This is a genomic window from Lamprobacter sp., assembly GCF_034860625.1.
In the GTDB taxonomy this organism is placed as follows: Bacteria; Pseudomonadota; Gammaproteobacteria; order Chromatiales; family Chromatiaceae; genus Lamprobacter.
In genome coordinates, this window is the sequence record NZ_JAYESN010000028.1 from 23,165 (window position 1) to 42,113 (window position 18,949).

At 63.3% G+C, this 18,949-nt stretch carries 17 protein-coding genes; 1 reads left to right on the plus strand and 16 read right to left on the minus strand.

The window, feature by feature from the left end:
• Positions 1-188 precede the first annotated feature (188 nt).
• The gene (locus tag VBE63_RS09645; protein ID WP_323682805.1) at positions 189-1,109 is read right to left on the minus strand and encodes a M23 family metallopeptidase; all 921 of its coding nucleotides are present in this window, start codon (positions 1,107-1,109) and stop codon (positions 189-191) included.
• Positions 1,110-1,288: 179 nt separating this feature from the next.
• On the opposite strand from VBE63_RS09645, the gene VBE63_RS09650 reads away from it, so the two are divergent.
• Entirely contained in the window at positions 1,289-1,789 is a 501-nt protein-coding gene (locus tag VBE63_RS09650; RefSeq protein WP_323682806.1) for a DciA family protein, read from the plus strand.
• A gap of 40 nt (positions 1,790-1,829) precedes the next feature.
• On the opposite strand, the gene lpxC is transcribed toward VBE63_RS09650, so the two are convergent.
• The 15 genes from lpxC to rsmH form a co-directional block, all read right to left on the minus strand.
• On the minus strand, positions 1,830-2,744 hold the full coding sequence (lpxC, locus tag VBE63_RS09655; protein WP_323682807.1) for a UDP-3-O-acyl-N-acetylglucosamine deacetylase: 915 nt from the start codon (positions 2,742-2,744) through the stop codon (positions 1,830-1,832).
• 235 nt (positions 2,745-2,979) lie between these two features.
• Positions 2,980-4,149: a cell division protein FtsZ gene (gene ftsZ, locus VBE63_RS09660; RefSeq protein ID WP_323682808.1), complete on the minus strand. Its 1,170-nt coding sequence runs from the start codon at positions 4,147-4,149 to the stop codon at positions 2,980-2,982.
• 95 nt (positions 4,150-4,244) lie between these two features.
• Positions 4,245-5,465: a cell division protein FtsA gene (gene ftsA, locus VBE63_RS09665; protein ID WP_323682809.1), complete on the minus strand. Its 1,221-nt coding sequence runs from the start codon at positions 5,463-5,465 to the stop codon at positions 4,245-4,247.
• A gap of 25 nt (positions 5,466-5,490) precedes the next feature.
• Entirely contained in the window at positions 5,491-6,276 is a 786-nt protein-coding gene (locus tag VBE63_RS09670; RefSeq protein ID WP_323682810.1) for a cell division protein FtsQ/DivIB, read from the minus strand.
• Complete coding sequence (locus VBE63_RS09675) at positions 6,269-7,252, minus strand: D-alanine--D-alanine ligase (RefSeq protein WP_323682811.1); 984 nt, start codon at positions 7,250-7,252, stop codon at positions 6,269-6,271. The genes VBE63_RS09670 and VBE63_RS09675 overlap by 8 nt, the downstream gene beginning before the upstream one ends.
• Positions 7,249-8,166 carry a UDP-N-acetylmuramate dehydrogenase gene (gene murB / locus VBE63_RS09680; protein ID WP_323682832.1) on the minus strand — a complete coding sequence of 306 codons (918 nt, stop codon included), beginning with the start codon at positions 8,164-8,166 and terminating at the stop codon, positions 7,249-7,251. The genes VBE63_RS09675 and murB overlap by 4 nt, the downstream gene beginning before the upstream one ends.
• An 86-nt stretch (positions 8,167-8,252) precedes the next feature.
• The gene (gene murC, locus VBE63_RS09685) at positions 8,253-9,686 is read right to left on the minus strand and encodes a UDP-N-acetylmuramate--L-alanine ligase (protein WP_323682812.1); all 1,434 of its coding nucleotides are present in this window, start codon (positions 9,684-9,686) and stop codon (positions 8,253-8,255) included.
• On the minus strand, positions 9,683-10,759 hold the full coding sequence (gene murG / locus VBE63_RS09690) for an undecaprenyldiphospho-muramoylpentapeptide beta-N-acetylglucosaminyltransferase (RefSeq protein WP_323682813.1): 1,077 nt from the start codon (positions 10,757-10,759) through the stop codon (positions 9,683-9,685). Before murG ends, murC begins: the two co-directional genes overlap by 4 nt.
• On the minus strand, positions 10,744-12,009 hold the full coding sequence (ftsW, locus tag VBE63_RS09695; protein ID WP_323682814.1) for a putative lipid II flippase FtsW: 1,266 nt from the start codon (positions 12,007-12,009) through the stop codon (positions 10,744-10,746). The genes murG and ftsW overlap by 16 nt, the downstream gene beginning before the upstream one ends.
• Entirely contained in the window at positions 12,006-13,361 is a 1,356-nt protein-coding gene (gene murD, locus VBE63_RS09700) for a UDP-N-acetylmuramoyl-L-alanine--D-glutamate ligase (RefSeq protein WP_323682815.1), read from the minus strand. Before murD ends, ftsW begins: the two co-directional genes overlap by 4 nt.
• An 8-nt stretch (positions 13,362-13,369) precedes the next feature.
• The gene (gene mraY / locus VBE63_RS09705; protein ID WP_323682816.1) at positions 13,370-14,452 is read right to left on the minus strand and encodes a phospho-N-acetylmuramoyl-pentapeptide-transferase; all 1,083 of its coding nucleotides are present in this window, start codon (positions 14,450-14,452) and stop codon (positions 13,370-13,372) included.
• 2 nt (positions 14,453-14,454) lie between these two features.
• Complete coding sequence (locus VBE63_RS09710) at positions 14,455-15,873, minus strand: UDP-N-acetylmuramoyl-tripeptide--D-alanyl-D-alanine ligase (RefSeq protein WP_323682817.1); 1,419 nt, start codon at positions 15,871-15,873, stop codon at positions 14,455-14,457.
• Between the two features lie 46 nt (positions 15,874-15,919).
• Complete coding sequence (locus tag VBE63_RS09715) at positions 15,920-17,698, minus strand: peptidoglycan D,D-transpeptidase FtsI family protein (protein ID WP_323682818.1); 1,779 nt, start codon at positions 17,696-17,698, stop codon at positions 15,920-15,922.
• Positions 17,695-17,991 carry a cell division protein FtsL gene (gene ftsL / locus VBE63_RS09720; protein WP_323682819.1) on the minus strand — a complete coding sequence of 99 codons (297 nt, stop codon included), beginning with the start codon at positions 17,989-17,991 and terminating at the stop codon, positions 17,695-17,697. The genes VBE63_RS09715 and ftsL overlap by 4 nt, the downstream gene beginning before the upstream one ends.
• Positions 17,988-18,920, minus strand: coding sequence for a 16S rRNA (cytosine(1402)-N(4))-methyltransferase RsmH (gene rsmH / locus VBE63_RS09725; protein ID WP_323682820.1), 933 nt, complete (start codon positions 18,918-18,920; stop codon positions 17,988-17,990). Before rsmH ends, ftsL begins: the two co-directional genes overlap by 4 nt.
• Positions 18,921-18,949: the final 29 nt, after the last annotated feature.

Consider the following 18,949-nt stretch of genomic DNA (forward strand, 5'->3'; position numbering starts at 1 on the left):
GGGTGGCTGCTGAATGAAAGACGCCGGGGCCTTTGCAAAGGCACCCGGCGTCATCGAGACCGGCTCTCAGTTGGCGGATGGATCTTAGGCTGTGCCGGCGGTTACAACGCTGATCGGTGGTGTCAGCTCAAGCCCAGGCTGGGCTCAGCATGGGCTCAGCATCAATAGAGGCCCAGGATGGATTGGCCTTAAAGGCGGGCGAGCCTTGAGCGCTCGCTTAGGTCGAGAAACCGCATCGGGTCCAGTGCCTCACCATTGCGGCGTACCTCAAAGTGAACGTGGGGGCCCGTTGAGCGACCAGTCGATCCAAGCTTGGCGATCACCTGGCCTTTGGTCACTAAGTCGCCTTCGCTGACGAGATTCCGAGAATTGTGCGCATAGCGCGTCTCGAGCCCGTCCGGATGCCGAATCTCGACGATCTTGCCGTAGCCCGTCTTGCGCCCTGAGAAAATCACCAGCCCATCGGCCATGGCAAGGATATCGGAGCCGTGCTTGCCAGAGATATCGATGCCTTTGTGCATGCTGCGCCGACCGCTGATCGGATGGCGACGCATGCCGAAGGTTGAGGTGACAACGCCTCCCGTAGCCAATGGCCAGCCATCAGGGACCGAGTGGCTTTTGAGCTCTCGCTCCATGATCAAGGTTTCGAGCAAGCCCAGTTTGCGTTTACGGTCGCTGATCTCGGCGAGCACCTTGGCGAGGTCTTGGGCCACCTCGTCGACCTTGTTCTCGCGCAGACTGACCTTTTCGGGGCCGCCGCCAGAGGGGGCTGGCTGCAGGAAGTTGAATTCGTCGGCATCAAGCCCCGACATCTCGACAAGACGCTGGCCTAGGGCGTTGATCCGAATGATTTCGGCCTGCAACTGGCCGACCCGGATCGCGATACTGTCGAGTTCTGCATTGGCGTCTTCAGCGGCTTCGGCGCCTGGGAGATGCCGTGCCTTAACATGGGAGAGGACGGTTGAAAGTTCAGTCTGCGTCTGATCTGAAAGACGCTGCTGGCCGATCCAGAATCCAGCGGTGCCGGCCATGATGGCGACCGTCATGCTGGCGAGTAGGGCTACGGAGCTGTAGCCGCGTTGGGAGTCACTGTCGTTGAGCCGTTGCATCGTTTCTCCGAGCAGTTGATATCATTTGCGGCCGCCGCTGGTACGGGTCAGTCGACGTCAGCAATCTGGTCTCGCCTTGGCTCAGTGCACCGCTGCTGTGCCGTTGCGCAAGGCGGGGTTGATTCATTCGCCTCAATCAAAGGTTGGACATCGTGATCGAAAACGCTGAGGCTCGATGAATGGACAAGCCCACAGCGCATATTCGTCGTCATCTTCGTGCGAGCGAGCCCATTGCTGCGTTGCTCGATGAGATCGAGCGGCGCGAGCAGTTACTGAGCAAGCTGCGGCGATGGCTGCCGGCTGACCTAGCCAAGCACTGTTGCCAGGCTGCAGTCTCAGCGGGTGAGCTCACCCTCTTTGTTGATTCCCCCGTTTGGGTCGACCGATTTCGGTTTCTCTGCCCTGAGCTGATCGGTTCTGATTGGATCACCGGTCTTGCCGCGGTCGAGACCGAGGTGAAGACCTGTAAGGTGCGTGTCCTTCCGCCTGCGCACGACTCCATGGCGCAGTTGTCACGCCCCGAGTCGGGGCGCCTGGGTGCCACCCAAGAGCCTGGCAACCAGAAGTCTGGCAACCAGGAGCCTGGTAATGAGAACGGGCATTTGGATGATGCTGGCCAGTCGGCGCTATCACAGGCGCTCGCGCGCCTCGCTCGAACGCTGGGCATATCATCCGGCTAGCTCGCTCAGAATCTCAGGTTTTGGCGTCTAAAGCGGCCCACTAAAGGCTTGCGGCCACCGGTGCGCCGTAGCGAATGGGGACCTCAACATGATCGTCAAAGGTGACTTCTTCCCAAGCCGATTGGTCGGCGAGCAGTGTTCGCAAGAGTCGGTTGTTCAACGCATGGCCTGACTTATGGCCGCGGAAGGCGCCGATGAGCGGATGGCCAAGCAGGTAAAGATCACCGATCGCATCAAGGATCTTGTGCTTGACGAACTCGTCCTCGTAGCGCAGTCCGCCTTCATTCAGGACGCGGAAATCGTCCACCACGACTGCATTGTCGAGACTGCCGCCAAGCGCCAAGTCTTGCTGTTGTAAAGCTTCGATGTCGCGCAGGAAGCCAAAAGTACGGGCGCGACTCACCTCCTTGACGAATGAGGTGGTCGAAAAGTCGATGGTGGCACTCTGCAGCCTTGAGGCGAAGGCGGGGTGATCGAAGTCGATCGAAAATTCGACCTTAAACCCGTTGAGCGGGTCAAAGCGTGCATATTTATCGCCGTCTTCGACGATGACCGGCTTCTTGATGGCGATAAAGCGACGCGGACGGTTCTGCTCCTCGATCCCAGCGGATTGCAGAAGGAACACGAATGGCGCGGCGCTCCCGTCCATGATCGGGACTTCGGCTGCGCTGAGATCGACAAAGGCGTTATCGATGCCCAGTCCGGCGAAGGCCGAGAGCAGATGCTCGACCGTTGAGACGCGAACATCGCCATTGGTCAGGGTTGTCGAAAGCCGGGTATCGCCGACGTTGAGCGGATTGGCGTGGATGTCGACCACAGGGTCGAGATCGGTTCGACGGAAGACGATGCCGGTGTCGGCGGCTGCTGGTCGAAGCGTCAGGTAGACCTTCTCGCCGGTATGCAAACCGACGCCGGTCGCACGAATCACATTCTTCAGTGTTCGTTGGCGGATCATGGGTGCTCCTCCGAGCGTTGCGGTTTTGGCACCCTGAGGTTGTCGGGGGAAGCTAGACCGCGTCTAGGGACATAATTTGCAGCGCTCAACATGGCCCATCCCTGGGCCTTGGCGCCATGCACCATTCAATGCCCGGTAGGTTAGGGTTTTCCCGAATTTTTATCAAGCATTGAATGTTTTTGCAAGAGAAGAGTCTGATTTTTATCCAATAATCCGCATTAGGAGTTGTCCTAGGTCAATCCGCTTGGCGGCGCAAGAAGGCGGGGATGTCGAGATAGTCCAGATCAGTTGCGGTTGCCTCGCCACCGCCGGCTGCCGCGCGCTTGTTGCGAATGTACGCGGGCTGATCCATGTCGCGGTAGTCAGGCGCTGAGCCGTCGCGCTGTTCGTTGTCGACCAGGCGGATCTTTGGCTCGCCACCGCGCACGGCGAGACGCTCGGCCTTGCGATCGCCGAGTCCGGTTGCAACCACGGTCACGCGCAGCTCTTCTTCCAGTTCTGGGTCGATGACGGTGCCGACCACCACGGTTGCATTGTCGTCGGCGAAGTCGCGGACCGTGTTGCCGACCTCGTCGAACTCACCGATCGTCAGTGTCATGCCAGCCGTGATATTGACCAGGATGCCGTTGGCGCCAGCGAGATCGATATCTTCCAGCAGTGGGCTGTTGATCGCCTTCTCGGCGGCCTCGCGGGCCCGGTTCTCGCCGGTTGCCGACCCCGTGCCCATCATCGAGACGCCCATGCCCGACATCACGGTCTTGACGTCAGCGAAGTCGACGTTGATCAGGCCTGGACGGGTGATCAGCTCGGCGATGCCCTGGGTTGCATTCAGCAGGACGTCATTGGCAGCGCTGAAGGCATCGAGCAGGGTCATCTGCTTGCCAAGCACCGCGAGCAGTTTATCGTTCGGGATCGTGATCAACGAGTCGACGTGCTTTTCCAGCTCGGTGATGCCATCGATGGCGACCTTGGCGCGCTTGCCGCCCTCGAACACGAAGGGCTTGCTGACCACGGCAACGGTGAGGATGCCGAGCTCGCGCGCGACTGCCGCGACGATGGGTGCTGCACCGGTGCCGGTCCCACCGCCCATGCCGGCGGTGATGAACACCATGTCAGCGCCATCGAGTAGGTCCTTGATGCGGTCGCGGTCTTCTTCCGCGGCGCGGCGTCCGACATCCGGATCAGCACCAGCGCCAAGCCCCTTGGTGATGCCAGCGCCCAATTGCAGAACGGTTTTGACGGCGACGTTTTCGAGTGCCTGAGCGTCGGTGTTCGCGCAAATGAACTCGACGCCCTCGATGTTGGCGGCTGCCATGTGATTGACGGCATTACCGCCGCCACCACCGACGCCGATGACCTTGATCACGGCATTTTGGGTCTGGGTGTCGACTAGCTCGAAGCTCATATCAGTTACCTCGCGGATGTTGCTGTTGTGATCTGTGCTGCAATTTGAACCTAATCCCCCTCGGGCCGCGGGGAGCCTCTCGCCCGTCACCATCCTCAGAAGCTGCCACTCAACCAGTTACGCAGGCGCCCCCAAACGCCTGCGCTTTGGTGCTCAGCGGCGCCGGAGAACCGATGCTGCTTGGCGTAGATGAGTAGCCCGACCCCGGCCGCGTAAACTGGGTCGGCGATGGTGTCTTCCATCCCTGTGACCGACTGGGGAAGTCCGAGTCGGACGGGCATGTGGAAGACCTCTTCGGCCAATTCCACGATGCCGTCCATCTTTGCGCTGCCTCCGGTGAGGACGACGCCACCGGCGATCAGCTCTTCGAAGCCGCTGCGGCGCAGCTCGCCTTGGAGGAGGTTCAGAAGCTCCTCGTAGCGTGGCTCGATCACCTCGGCGAGCGTCTGGCGCGAGAGCTGGCGCGGTGGTCGCTCACCGATACTTGGGACTTCAATGGTTTCTTGGCCTCCCCTTGACGACAGCGCGCAGCCGTGCCGGATCTTGATCGCTTCGGCATGCTGGGTTGGCGTGCGCAGGGCGACGGCAATATCGTTGGTGACCTGGTCGCCGGCGATTGGGATCACGGCGATATGCCGAATGGCGCCATCGGTGAAAACGGCCAAATCGGTGGTGCCGCCGCCGATGTCGACCACGCAGACGCCGAGCTCCTTTTCGTCCTCCTTGAGCACGGCGAGGGATGAGCTGAGCTGGCCGATGACCAGGTCGTCTACCTCAAGGCCGCAGCGGCGGATGCACTTCACGACATTCTGCGCGGCACTGACAGCGCCGGTCACCATGTGCACCCGTGCTTCCAGACGCACACCGCACATGCCGATGGCTTCTCGGATGCCGTCCTGATCATCGATGATGAATTCCTGCGGCAAGATATGCAGGATCTTTTGATCAGCAGGGATGGCGACGGCGCGAGCGGCATCGATGACCCGATCGACATCGCTTTGGCTGACCTCGTGGTCTTTGATCGCGGTGACGCCGTCGCTGTTGCGGCTGCGGATGTGGCTGCCGCCGATACCGGCGTGCACGGAATGGATCTCGCAGCCGGCCATTAGCTCGGCCTCTTCGACGGCGCGCTGGATCGACTGCACCGTCGATTCGATATCGACGACGACACCTTTCTTGAGTCCGTGCGAGGGATGGGTGCCCACCCCGATGATCTCGATGGTCTCGTCGGGACGGATCTCACCCACCAAGGCGGCCACCTTCGAGGTGCCGATGTCGAGACCGACGACCAGGTTCTTTTCGCTGCGTCTTGCCATGCAGATCCGCTCCGATATTCAAAAATCAGTTTGCCGCGATGCGCTTGGGTCCGACGGCGCTGTTGCCGACCGGCAGCCAGCGCACCGCGAGACCATTGGCGTAGCGGAGATCCAGTCTGGTTGGGATGCCGATCGCCTCGATTTGGCTGTAGGCTGCGATCAAACGCTCAAGGCGTTGCTCGACATTATCGGTGCCGAGCAGCACGTCGGTTCCGCCGAGGAGCTCAATCGACCAGTCGCCCCGCGCATCGCGCCGAACCCCATCGACGATCAGTCCGAGGCCGAGGAGTCGCGAGCCCCAGTCGAGGAAACGAGCGACCACCTCAGGTGCTTGTTCATCATCGGCGCCGCCGAGGCGCGCAAGACCAGCGGGTAGGCGTCCGTCACTCGGGCGAAACACCACTCCAGACTCGGTCACCAATCCATTTTCGTTCCAGCGGGCAATGGCGCTGTGCTCGCGCACGCTGACCTGAATACGGTCTGGCCAGATGCGGCGCGCCGTTGCCTGCTCGACCCAGGGCAGGGCCTGCACCCGAGCCCTTAGCGTCGCTAGATTCTGAGTCAGGATGCCGCCAGTGATCTCCTTGCTGATGGTCTGCTGCAAGGCCTCGCGCGAGAGTCCATGCATCTCGCCATCGATGCTCACCACACGAACCGGCAATAACCTCGGCTCCCATTGCAGCCCGATCCAGCCGCTGCCGATCAGCCCAATGATCAGCAGTACCGCGGTCAGCAGCCGAGCGATGATGCTGAGCCGAGTCCTTGGTCGGGAAGGGGCCTGTCCTAAAAGCGCATCTGCCGGTTCAACCATGGGAGACGGTCTCCAAGAGGCGGGTCTCGAGAATGCTGGTCTCAAGAATGCGGGCACAGAGGCTGTCGAAGTCGATGCCAGCAGCTTGCGCGGCCATCGGCACCAGGCTGTGATCGGTCATCCCAGGGATGGTATTGACCTCCAGCAGTCGTGGGGTGCCAGCCTCATCGAGCATGAAGTCGACGCGTCCCCAGCCGCTGCCACCAACGACACGGAAGGCCTGCAGGCAAAGTGCCTGATACTCGGCCTCGAGTGACTCCGGCAGTCCGCAAGGGCAGTGGTACGAGGTGCTATTGGCCTGGTACTTGGCCTCGAAGTCATAGAAGAGGTTTGGCGTCTCGAGCCGAATCAATGGCAGCGCCTGCTCACCGAGGATGCCGCAGGTGTATTCGGCCCCGGTCAGCCAGCGCTCGGCGAGCACGACGGCGTCGAGCCGGGCCGCCTCGCGCCAAGCTGCGATTAGCTCATCGGGATCATTGGCGCGTGCCATGCCGAGGCTGGAGCCTTCGTGCGCGGGTTTGATCATCAGGGGAAAGCCGAGCGCGATGGCCTGCTCGAGAGCTGTTTCATCAAGGATCAGCCTGAAGTCGGCCGTCGGCAGACCCGCACCGATCCAGATTTGCTTGGTGCGGTATTTGTCCATGCCGATCGCTGAGCCAAGCACCCCGGAGCCGGTGTAGGGCAGGCCCAAGGTCTCGAGGGCGCCCTGGATCTGACCGTCTTCGCCACCGCGTCCATGCAGGATCAGGAAGGCACGCTCGAAACGCTGCGGATTCAGTGCCTCAAATAAAGCGCTGCCGGGGTGACCTGCCGGGTCCAAGGCTGTGACGTCGATGCCGAGTCGCTGCAGTGCGGCCAGTACCGCAGCGCCGCTCTTGAGCGAGATCGGGCGCTCTGCGGAGAGGCCGCCCAGGATCAGCGCAACCCGACCATAACGCGCCGGGTCTAGGGGAGTCGTCGGCGCTAAGATCTTCATGGGAATGCTCCGAGGCGACGGACTTCTGGCTGCAAGCGAATCCCACTGCTGCGCTCGACCACGTCTTGAACCAGGTCGATCAGTGCGGCGATATCGCGCGCCTTGGCATCGCCGAGGTTGATGATGAAATTGGCATGTTTTTGCGACACCTCGGCACCGCCGAGTCGCTTGCCTTTGAGTCCAGAGGCCTCGATCAGGCGTGCAGCGTGATCGCCAGCGGGGTTGCGGAATACTGAGCCGCAGCTTGGCAGGCCGGTTGGCTGGGTGGCCGCACGCCGATCGAGCAGCTCGCGGATGCGTGCTTGTGCAGCCTGGGTATCACCGGGCTGCAGGACCAAGTCGGCGCTCAGGAACCACTCGCCCTCCGGGCCCTTGAGCTGCCGATAGCCGAAACGGAACTCGGCCTGCTCGCGCTCGCGAATCTGGCCTTGCCGGTCGATGGTGCGCACGCAGCGCACCAGTGGCCAAGTTTCGCCGCCCCAGGCGCCTGCGTTCATCGCTAAGGCACCACCCATGGTGCCAGGGATGCCAGCCAGGAATTCTGCGCCGACCAGGCCCAGGCGGCTGGCAACGCGGGCGATCTTGGCACAGCTGGCGCCGGCCTCGGCGCGAATAGCCTGATCAGACAGCTGGCTAATGCCGTTCAAGCAGCCTTGGGTATGGATGATCGTGCCTGGCAGGCCGGCATCGCTGATCAACAGGTTACTGCCGAGTCCAAGCCAGAACACTGGCTCATCTGCATCGAGCCTGCTGAGGAATCGGGCCAGATCTTGCGCATCAGCGGGCCGATACAAACGCTGCGCCGGCCCGCCAACACGCCAACTGGTGTAGTCTGCGAGTGGCTCGTTCAGGCGCAGCTCACCGCGCAGCGCAGGCGCAGACAGGCCCTGTTGCTGCAGAGCCGGCTCGGTCATGCGGTCGACCGGGGTGACAGGACTGGTCATGGATGTACCGCGCTTTGCAGGCGGGGTCATGGCTGTGGGCCGCTGCAGGGTGCCAGTCATTGCCGCGCCTCGCTGAGCAGGTTCGGGAGGCGCGCTGCGAGCTGGCCGATATCGCCAGCACCTGAGACTAGCAACAGATCGCCGGGCTCAAGCAGCGCTTCGAGTAACGCTGGGGCTTCGCTGAGGCGCTGAACAAAGACCGGCTCGACCTGACCGCGCGAACGCACGGCTCGGCTGAGACTGCGGCCATCGGCACCCGGAATGGGCTGCTCACCAGCGGCATAGACCTCGCACAGAACCAGCAGGTCGACCGCGGAGAGCACCTGCGCAAAGTCGTCGAACTGCTCCTGGGTGCGAGAATAACGATGCGGCTGAAACAGTAGGACCAGGCGCCGGCCTGGCCAGCCGCCGCGGGCCGCTTCGATGGTTGCAGCAAGCTCGCGCGGATGATGACCGTAATCGTCGATCAAGGTGATCGAGCCCCTCTTGGGCAGGGGGCAATCGCTGACCACGAAGCGTCGTCCAATCCCGGCAAAGGTGCTCAGTGCCTGCTGGATGGCCGCTTCGCCCACGCCAAGCTCAAGCGCGATGGCGATCGCGGCTAGTGCATTCAACACGTTGTGCCGTCCGGGCAGATTGAGCTCCACTGGAAAGGGTTGTGCGGCGTCGTTGTGCACCACCTCGAAGCGCATACGCAGCCCTTGCTGACTGATGTTCAGCGCGCGCACATCGGCCTGTGGGTCGGTGCCGTAGGTGCGCACCGGGCGCGAGATCGACGGGATCAGCGCGGCCACCTCGGGATCATCGATGCAGAGCACCGCCAGTCCATAGAAGGGGAGGTGATGGATGAATTCCTTAAAGGTGCTGCGCAGCCGATCGAAGTCATTGCCGTAGGTGCGCATGTGATCGGCGTCGATGTTGGTGACCACCGCCAGCATGGGTTGCAGATAGAGAAAGGAGGCATCGCTCTCATCGGCCTCGGCGACCAAGTATTTGCTGCTGCCAAGGCGAGCGTTGGCGCCGGCGCTATTGAGTAGGCCGCCGATGACGAAGGTTGGGTCGAGATCGCCTTCGGCGAGTACGCTAGCGATCAGGCTAGTGGTGGTGGTCTTGCCATGAGTGCCAGCGACGGCGACGCCATAGTGGAAGCGCATCAGCTCGGCTAGCATTTCAGCGCGCCGCACGACGGGGATGCGTGCAGCGCGCGCGGCGAGGATCTCGGGGTTGTGTTCGTCGATCGCGGTCGAGACCACGACGACATCGACCTCGGCCACTTGCTCGGCCCGATGCCCGATGAAGCACTCCACGCCAAGGCTGCCCAGACGATGCACCACCTGGTTCTCCCGCTGATCTGAGCCCTGGACCTCGTAGCCCAGGTTGGCCATCAGCTCGGCGATACCGCTCATGCCGGCGCCGCCGATACCAATAAAATGCAGGCGCCGCATCCGGCCCATATTGGCCGCGCTGTGGGTGCGATGGGCGGCATTCATCCGGCGCGCTCCAGGCAGGCCTGGGCGATGCGCTCGGCGGCATTCGGCTGCGCCTTGGCGCGGGCAGCCTCCGCCATGCTCAGGCGTTGCCGAGGATCGGCGAGCAATGGCTCGAGCAGGCTCGCGAGCCTGGCAGCGTTCATCTCCTGCTGCAGCAGCAGCTGGGCCGCGCCGACATCGCTGAGCCAGCGCGCGTTACCGACCTGATGATCATCGACCGCATGCGGATAGGGTACCAGGATGGCCGCTAATCCTGCCGCGGCCAGCTCGGAGACGGTGAGCGCACCGCTGCGACAGATGACCAGATCGGCCCAGGCGTAGGCCTCCGCCATGTCGGTGATAAAGGCCCTGACCTCAGCCTTGATACCGGCATCAGTGTAGGCTTGTTGAGCAAGGCCTAAGGTTCGCTCGCCGGCTTGATGCCTGACCACTGGGCGCAGCGGCTGCGGCAGCTGTGCCAGGGCTTGGGCGAGGGTCTCATTGAGTGCCTGGGCGCCGAGTGACCCGCCCAGCACAAGGAGTCGGGCGGCGCCTGAACGGCCCGCGAGACGCGCTTGTGGCGGTGGCAGAGCGGTGATCTCGGTGCGCACGGGGTTGCCGACAGTGATCGCCCGTCGAGCAACAGGGAAACTGTTGGGAAAGGCCTCGAACACCTGATCCGCCACGCGCGCCAGCCATTGGTTGGTCATGCCCGGCACGCTGTTTTGCTCTTGAATGAGCAAGGGCCGGCGTTGGCGCCAGGCCATGATGCCCCCTGGTCCCGAGGCGAAACCGCCCATGCCGAGTACGGCTGCTGGGGCGCGTCGTTTGAGGATACCCGCGGCCTCGCCAAGGGCCCCTGCAAACCGCAGCGGCGCAGCGGCGAGGGTGCGCAGCCCTTTGCCGCGGATGCCAGTGACCGATAGCCATTCGATCTCAAAGCCCTGCTCGGGCACGAGGCGTGCTTCGAGACCGGCTCGGGTGCCAAGCCAGAACACATCGGCCCCGCGTGCGCGCAGCACTTCGGCAACAGCCAGTGCAGGGAACACATGTCCGCCGGTGCCACCGGCCATAATGGCTATGCGCGGCGCCATCGAATCCCCCTCGGAGCGGTCAGGCCCCGGGCAACCCCGGCCTCGGGGAGCGGTCTGCTGTCCCGACGGCGGAGCTCGAAGTCGATGCGCAGCAGCAGCGCGGCGGCCATCACGGAGACGATCAGCGCATTGCTGCCGTAGCTGATGAAGGGCAGGGGCAGGCCTTTGGTCGGCAGCAGCCCCGTATTGACGCCAGCGTTGATGAAGGCCTGCAGTCCAAGCAGCAAGCCGAAGCCGTGCGCGGCGTAGGCGGAGAAGTTGTCACCAATGGCATGAGCGCGCGCGCCGATGTCGAAGGCACGCCAGGCGATCAGCGCAAAGGTCATGATCACCGCGATCACGCCGAGCACCCCAAGCTCCTCGCCGATCACCGCGAGTAGGAAATCGGTGTGTGCCTCGGGCAAGTAAAACTGCTTTTGAATCCCATTGCCCAAACCAACGCCGAGCCATTCGCCTCGGCCCATTGCGATCAGCGCATGGCTGAGCTGATAGTCCGTGTTGAAGGGGTCATCGAAGGGGTTGATAAATGAGGTCACCCGTTCCAGCCGGTAAGGCTCGATCCAAATCAGCAGGGCAAGGCCAACGCCGATGCTGATGAACAAGAGTGCAAACGGCCATAAGGCGACGCCGCCGAGCAGTAAGAGCGTCATGACCACGGCGAGGATGACGGCGGTGGTGCCGAAATCTGGCTGCACCATGATCAAACTGGCGGCGAGGCCAATCAGCACCATCGGACGAATGAAGCCGATCATTGACGTCGTGACTTCGAGCTGGCGGCGCACCAGATAGCCCGACATATAGATCACCGCGACGAACTTGACCAGTTCGGCAGGCTGCAACGCGAACGGCCCGAGTGGAATCCAACGTGTCGCGCCATTGACGGTGCGGCCAATTCCAGGCACCAAGACCAGCAGCAAGAGGCCGCAGCAGAGCAGCAGCAGCCAGATGCCGGAGCGCTCCCAGAGCTGGATCGGAATCACAAAGCAGATCAGCCCGCAGGTCAGCGCGAGTCCGAGCGCGATCCCATGGCGGACGACGAAGAAGAAAGGGTCTGCATAGTCGCGAGCCCCAATCGGTAGCGAGGCCGAAGCAACCATCACAAAGCCGAGCCCGAGCAGCCCGAGGACGCAGACCAGCAACAGTCCGTCAATGGCTGGCTCAGTGCGGTCGCGCCGTCGCGTCCGCCCCCAGGGGAGAAATGAGCCAAGCCAGGTGGCCGATGGATGACTGGGGCGTTGTGCGCTGTTCACGGAGCCAACCCCGCGACTGCCGCAGCAAAGGCCCGACCGCGATGCTGATAGTCTTCAAACATGTCGAAGCTTGCGCAGGCCGGGGATAAGAGGACCGAATCGCCGGGCTGGGCGAGACGATCAGCCATCTGAACCGCTTCATCCATGTCGGCTGCTCGAAACAGGGGGACGACATCTCTCAGGGCCTGCTCAATCAGTGCCGCGTCACGGCCGATGAGCACGACCGCGCGTGCATAGCGTTGTGCTACCCGCGACAAGGCGAAGAAGTCCGCCCCCTTACTGTCGCCGCCGGCGATCAGCACGGCCATGCCGGCTACGCCATCGGGATCTCCAGTGTCGTTGACGATGCCGGCAAGCGCGGCCATGGTCGCGCCTGGGTTGGTCCCTTTGGAATCGTTGATCCAACGCACGCCGCGTCGGTCGCGAACCAACTCGCTGCGGTGCGGTAGCCCTGGGAAATTGCGCAACAGCTCGCAGCCAGTCTCGGGGCTTGCGCCAGCCATGTTTGCAAGCGCCAGTGCCGCCAAGGCATTGGCCAGGTTGTGCCGACCAGGCATGCGGACATCGGTGGCTGGCATCAGTCGCCTCTGGCCTTGCGCAAGCCAGACCTCTTGGTTGTGGGTGAGGAGCCCGAAATCAGCCTCGCTTGCCGGCTCGCCTAACGAAAAGCCGACTTGATCGTTGACCTCGGCGGCAAGCGCCGAGGCGATGGGGTCATCACGGTTGACGAGGGCGCGTTCGGCATGGGTAAAGATCCGCGCCTTCGCCGCGCCATAGGCGGCCATACTCGGATAGCGATCGAGATGGTCGGGCGACAGGTTGAGTACCGTCGCGGCGCGCGCTGCTAGGCCAGTGGTGGTCTCAAGCTGGAAGCTCGAGAGCTCGAGCACATACCAGTCGGCATCGGCGCGCATCAGGTCGAGGACCGGGATGCCGAGATTGCCCCCAACGGCGGCATCGAGTCCGGCATGGCGCATCATCTGGCCAACCAGGGTCGTCACCGTGCTCTTGCCATTGGAGCCGGTGATGGCGATCACGGGGGCCGTTGCGGTGCGCGCGAACAGCTCGATATCGCCGATGATTGGAATGCCTGAGTCGGCGGCAGTCCGCAGCTCGGGTCTGTCGAGCGGAATCCCAGGACTGACGACGATCTCGTCGGCGGCGGCTAATAAGGAGACGTCGAAGCCACCCAGCAGGACCGCGGTATCAGGTAGTTCCATCTGGAGCTGTCTGAGCGCCGGAGGAGTCGTGCGCGTATCCATCACGGCAACCTCAGCGCCCTGGGCCCGCAGCCAGCGGACGCAGGACAGACCGGTTTTGCCGAGTCCGACCACCACAACCTTTTTTGCCATGTCTGGGCTCATCGGATCTTTAGGCTTGCCAAACCAACAAGGACCAGGATGACCGTCACGATCCAGAAGCGGACGATGACGCGCGGCTCGGGCCAGCCCTTGAGCTCGTAATGATGATGCAGCGGAGCCATGCGAAAGACACGCTTGCCGGTGAGCTTGTAAGAGCCGACCTGGATCATCACCGAAAGCGTCTCGAGCACGAAGATGCCGCCCATGATAAAGAGCACGATCTCCTGCTTCGCAACCACCGCAACGGTGCCCAGTGCGGCGCCCAAGGCCAGGGCGCCGACATCACCCATGAAGACCTGCGCCGGATAGGTGTTGAACCAGAGAAAACCGAGCCCGGCACCGGCGAGTGCGCCACAGAAGATCACCACCTCGCCGACATTCGCGACATAGGGGATCTTCAGATAGCTGGCGATCTCGATATTCCCGGCGGCGTAGACCATGATGCCGAGACCGCTGGCGACCACCACTGAAGGCAATACCGCGAGTCCGTCCAGCCCATCGGTAAGGTTCACGGCGTTGCTAGAGCCGACGATGACCAAGTAGGCAAAGATCACGAACAGCGGGCCGAGCTGGAAGCTGACCTCTTTCAGATAGGGGATCAGCAGCGCAGTCTCGCCGGCCGTGGAAGCACTGAGATACAGGTAAAGGGCCGCAGCCAAGCCGGCGATGGTCTGCCAGAAGTATTTCCAGCGCGCCGGCAGTCCTTTTGGATCGCGCAAGACCAGCTTGCGGTAATCGTCGAGCAGGCCAATGGCGCCAAAGGCGAGCGTGGTCAGCAACACCACCCAGACGAAGCGGTTGTGCAGATCGGCCCAGAGCAGGGTGCTGACGGCGATGGCCACCAGGATCAGGGTGCCACCCATGGTTGGCGTGCCGGCCTTGGAAAAATGACTCTCCGGGCCGTCGCTGCGGACGGTTTGGCCAACCTTGTAGGCACTCAGCCAGCGGATGAGTGGCCGTCCGATCAATAACGAGATGGCCAATGCCGTCAACACGCCGAGGATGGCGCGCAGCGTCAGATAGCGGAAGACGCTGAAGCCACTCTGATATTGGCTGAGCCAGTCGGTGAGGAGTAGGAGCATCGTCAATGCGCCCTCGCATCTGCACAGAGCGCATCAGCGACGCGATCCATGGTCGACATCCTGGACCCTTTGACCAGGAGGATATCGTCAGGGCCGGTCTCGGCCAGCAGCGCGGTGATCAGCGCGTCTTGGTCGTCGAAGTGCCGGGCGCCAGCGCCGAAGCCTTCGACGGCGTGACGACTGAGCGCTCCGACCGCGTAGAGGGTGCTGGCGCCCGCGGCTCGGGCGGCAACGCCCATCTCCTGGTGGACCTCGATGCTGTCGGGTCCGAGCTCGCCGAAATCGCCGAGCACTAGGAAATGGCGGCCGTCCGACGCCAGTGGCAGGGCAGTGAGCACATCGACGGCAGCGGCGAGTGAGTCAGGGTTCGCGTTATAGCTGTCGTCGAGCAGCTTGGCGCCAGTGCGCGTGTGCCGAGGTTGTAGGCGGCGTTTGACCGGCACCAGCTGCTCAAGTCCGGCGCGTATCAGCGCTGGATCGAGGCCCAGTGCGGTGCAGCCGGCGATCGCCGCGAGCGCATTGCGCACATTGTGTGAGCCTGCCAGTGGCAGTGCGATCTCCAGCTCATGGCCATGGATGCTCGCGGTAAAGTGGCTGCGAAACCCCGCCTCATCCCAGGTTTGGGTGACGGCGTTCTCGTCAGCCCTAACCTGAGCACTGGGGCCGGTGCCAAAGGTCAGCAAGGGGCGCCCCGCGGCAAGCTGCTCCCACAGGGGTGTCCAAGGAACATCGGCCATGACGACGAAGGTGCCCCCTGGCGGCAGGCCACGGGCGATCTCGCCCTTGGCATGGGCAACGCCCTCGACACTGCCGAAGCCCTCGAGATGGGCGCGGCCGGCATTGGTGATCAGGGCGACGTCGGGCCGCGCGATATCGGTCAGATAACCGATCTCGCCATGATGATTGGCGCCCATCTCAAGGATCAGGAAGTCTTCATCGCGAGCGGCGAGCAGGGTCAGCGGCATGCCGATGTCGTTGTTCAGGTTGCCTGCTGTGGCGCGGGTGGTACCGGCTTGGGATAGGATGGCCGCGGTCATCTCCTTGACGGTGGTCTTGCCATTGCTGCCGGTGATGGCAAGCAGGCGCGCCGGAATGCGATCACGCCAAGCGGCGGCGAGGCGACCGAGGGCAAGCCGCGTGTCCTTGACGATGAGCTGCGGCAGGTCGATGTAAAGCGGGCGGTCAACCAAGAGCGCTGCGGCGCCGCTGGCGGCGGCGCTGGCCACATAGTCATGGCCGTCGAAGCGCTCGCCCTGCAGGGCGATGAATAGCCGGCCATGACAATCGCCGCGACTGTCCGTGGTCACGCCCTGATAGGCAATATCAGCCCCGACCAGCCGAGCCCCAATCGCCAGCGCTATCTCGCCGAGGGTCCAGATGTTGTCGCCGACCGGATACTGGACGGGTTGTTGCTCGCTCATCGGCTGAGGTCTCGACTGAGCTTGAGCGGATCTGCGGGCAAGGCCATCATGGTGTCCCCTCGGTTGATGAGGTCAAGATCAATGGATGTTTCGGATCATCTGGCGCGACGTTGTAGAGGCGCAGCGCAGCGGGCATCACGCGGGCGAAGGTCGGTGCCGCGACCGCGCCGCCGTAATACTCTTTTCCGCCCGGCTCATCGATCATGACCACCATGACGAAACGCGGATTGGTCACAGGTGCCATACCCACGAACACGGATTGGTACTTACCGTCGACATAGCCACCTTGACCTGCCTTCTTTGCTGTGCCGGTCTTGCCGGCGACGCGATAGCCAGGGATTGCGGCCCGCCGCGCGGTGCCATCGGTCGAGACCACGGTCTCGAGCATCAGGCGCACCGCTTGGGCGGTCTCGGGCGTGAAGACCCGTTCGCCAGGTGGAATGCTGTCGCGCCGGAGCAAGGTCGCAGGCCGACGGATACCCTCGGTGGCGATGGTGGCATAGGCCTGGGCAAGCTGCAGGGTGGTGACATTGAGTCCGTAGCCGAAGGCCAATGTGGCATGCTCGAAGTTTGACCAGCTCTCGAAATGGGGCAGATAACCAGTGCGCTCGCCGGGGAAGCCAACCGCGCTGATCTGGCCGAAGCCAAGCTGCCGATAGAGCTGCCAGAGCACCGCGCGGTCCATCTGCTGCGCGATCTTGACCACGCCGACGTTGCTCGATTTGGTGATCACGCTGGTGGTGTCCAGCTGGCCTAGGTTGCGATAGTCGCGCACCCGATTGCGGCCAACCTGCAAGACACCCGGCGAGGTGCTGATGGGGGTATGTGCCCGCACCACCCCGCGCTCCAGTGCCGCCGCGACCACGAACGGCTTGATCGTGGAGCCAGGCTCGAAGACATCGGTCAGCGCGCGGTTGCGGCGATCCTCAGCCGACTCTTTGCGCGGCTGATTGGGGTTGAACGAGGGCTGGTTGACCAGCGCCAGGATCTCGCCCGTTGTTACGTCCAGCAGGGTGGCGGAGCCGCCGACCGCTTTGTGCTCTTCGACCGCGCGCTTGAGCTCGCGGTAGGCCATGAACTGCAGCCGCTGATCGATGCTGAGCAGGATATCTTCGCCATGGTCTGGCGCTTGCAGCTGCTCGACCTCCTCGACGATTCGGCGATGACCATCCTGAATCACGCGGCGCTTGCCCGGTTTGGCCTTGAGCTGGCTGTTCGCAACGAGCTCGATGCCTTCTTGGCCTTGGTCGTCGATGTTGGTGAAGCCGACGACCTGGCCAAAGATCTCACCCCCAGGGTAGAAACGGCGATACTCGGTCTCCATGCCAATGCCGTTGAGACGATAGGTCTCGACCACGTCCTCGACGGCGCGCGCCCGGTGGGGTTCGACGCGTCGCTGTAGATACATGTAGCGGCGGCCCTTCGCGGCGTAAGCCTGCACCTTGGCCGTCAGCTCCTCGGTTGGCTCTTCGAGTGCGCGGGCGAGCGACTCGAGCGCATCGCTGCGGTCGATGAGCAGTTGTGGGTCGGCCCAGATCGTCGCGACCGAGGTGCTGATGGCCAAGGGCTGGTGATTGCGGTCCATGATGATGCCGCGCCGTGCTGGGATCTGGCGGTCGCGTAAGAACCGTTTGGCGCCTTCGTCTTGCAGGAAATCGGTCTCGACCACCTGGCGATAGAAGGCGCTGGTCGTGACTGAGAGGAAGGCGAGCACCAAGGCTGCGCCGAGCAGGCGCCGGCGTTGGCCGAAACGTCGCGCCAGTCGCTGCTGCTCTGCCTCGCGCGGCCCCTGATAGGCGTGCTTGATGTGATCAGGCTCGATCATTCGGTCTTCACCTCGACGATGCGCAGCTCGCCCGTCCGCGGCAGATGCATCTTGAGAGACTGCCGGGCTCGGCGCTCAACCCTTGTCTGGGTCCCCATGGCTGCCTCTTCGATGCGTAGGCGACCCCATTCGACATCCAGGGCATCGCGCGCGGCGCGAACCGCTTGCAGGTCGACGAACTCGATCCGAGTCTGGTACTTGACATAGACCACAGCCGTGGCTGTCGCAATGACCGACAGACCGAGCGAGGCCAGGCCAATGACTGCGCCGAGATGCAGTCCTCGCGCTTTCATGGCAGCCGCTCCGCAACGCGCAGCACCGCGCTTCGCGAGCGTGGGTTGCGCGCGATCTCGGCAGCCGATGGCCTGGTCGCGGTGCCGATCGGGCGCAAGCGCCGGCGCAGCTCAGCATCGCGAACCGGCACGCCCTTGGGGATGTTCGCGCCCTGCGCCTCGTCGCGGATGAAGCGTTTCACCAGACGATCTTCCAGCGAATGGAAGCTGATCACGGCCAAGCGACCGCCGCTGGCGAGCAGCTCGCAGACCGCGGCCAAGGCTGTGCGCAGCTCATCAAGCTCAGCGTTGATCTGGATGCGGATGGCTTGGAAGCTGCGGGTCGCCGGGTGCTTACCCGGCTCGCGTGTTGGCACGGAACGTTCGATCAGCGCCGCGAGCTGGCCGGTTGTGTTGATCGGCGCCTGCTGTCGCGCGGCGACGATGGCGCGGGCGATGCGGCGTGCAAATCGCTCCTCGCCCAGTGCTTGCAGCGCGTGGGCAATGGTCTGCTCGCTCGCGCTCGCAAGCCAGTCCGCAGCGCTCTCTCCGGCGCTTGGGTCCATCCGCATATCGAGCGGGGCATCGGCATGGAAGCTGAAGCCACGCTCCGGCTGGTCGAGCTGGGGTGAGGAGACGCCCAGATCGAGCAGGATGCCGTTGATGCGGCCGCTCCAGCCTCGTGCTTGGGCAAGCTGCGGCAGTTGTGAATAGCGTGCGCGCTCAATCTCGAAGCGGGGGTCGCTCTCGGCCAGCGAGGCTGCCGCTGCCACCGCCTCCGGGTCTCGGTCGACGGCCAGGAGCCGCCCAGAAGGTCCTAATCGAGTCAGCAGCGCACGCGCGTGACCGCCGCGGCCAAAGGTACCGTCGAGATAGTAGCCCGTTTCATGGATCGCCAAGGCTTGCATGCTTTCGTCCAACAGAACGGGTACGTGTCCCTGCGCTGCCATTGGTTGGATCGCCCCCTATCTTAATGTTT

Coding starts and splice junctions, on each gene's coding strand:
- VBE63_RS09645 (WP_323682805.1), bottom strand. CDS start 1,109: ATGCAACGGCTCAACGACAGTGACTCCCAACGCGGCTACAGCTCCGTA.
- VBE63_RS09650 (WP_323682806.1), top strand. CDS start 1,289: ATGGACAAGCCCACAGCGCATATTCGTCGTCATCTTCGTGCGAGCGAG.
- lpxC (WP_323682807.1), bottom strand. CDS start 2,744: ATGATCCGCCAACGAACACTGAAGAATGTGATTCGTGCGACCGGCGTC.
- ftsZ (WP_323682808.1), bottom strand. CDS start 4,149: ATGAGCTTCGAGCTAGTCGACACCCAGACCCAAAATGCCGTGATCAAG.
- ftsA (WP_323682809.1), bottom strand. CDS start 5,465: ATGGCAAGACGCAGCGAAAAGAACCTGGTCGTCGGTCTCGACATCGGC.
- VBE63_RS09670 (WP_323682810.1), bottom strand. CDS start 6,276: ATGGTTGAACCGGCAGATGCGCTTTTAGGACAGGCCCCTTCCCGACCA.
- VBE63_RS09675 (WP_323682811.1), bottom strand. CDS start 7,252: ATGAAGATCTTAGCGCCGACGACTCCCCTAGACCCGGCGCGTTATGGT.
- murB (WP_323682832.1), bottom strand. CDS start 8,166: ATGACCGAGCCGGCTCTGCAGCAACAGGGCCTGTCTGCGCCTGCGCTG.
- murC (WP_323682812.1), bottom strand. CDS start 9,686: ATGAATGCCGCCCATCGCACCCACAGCGCGGCCAATATGGGCCGGATG.
- murG (WP_323682813.1), bottom strand. CDS start 10,759: ATGGCGCCGCGCATAGCCATTATGGCCGGTGGCACCGGCGGACATGTG.
- murD (WP_323682815.1), bottom strand. CDS start 13,361: ATGGCAAAAAAGGTTGTGGTGGTCGGACTCGGCAAAACCGGTCTGTCC.
- mraY (WP_323682816.1), bottom strand. CDS start 14,452: ATGCTCCTACTCCTCACCGACTGGCTCAGCCAATATCAGAGTGGCTTC.
- VBE63_RS09710 (WP_323682817.1), bottom strand. CDS start 15,873: ATGAGCGAGCAACAACCCGTCCAGTATCCGGTCGGCGACAACATCTGG.
- VBE63_RS09715 (WP_323682818.1), bottom strand. CDS start 17,698: ATGATCGAGCCTGATCACATCAAGCACGCCTATCAGGGGCCGCGCGAG.
- ftsL (WP_323682819.1), bottom strand. CDS start 17,991: ATGAAAGCGCGAGGACTGCATCTCGGCGCAGTCATTGGCCTGGCCTCG.
- rsmH (WP_323682820.1), bottom strand. CDS start 18,920: ATGGCAGCGCAGGGACACGTACCCGTTCTGTTGGACGAAAGCATGCAA.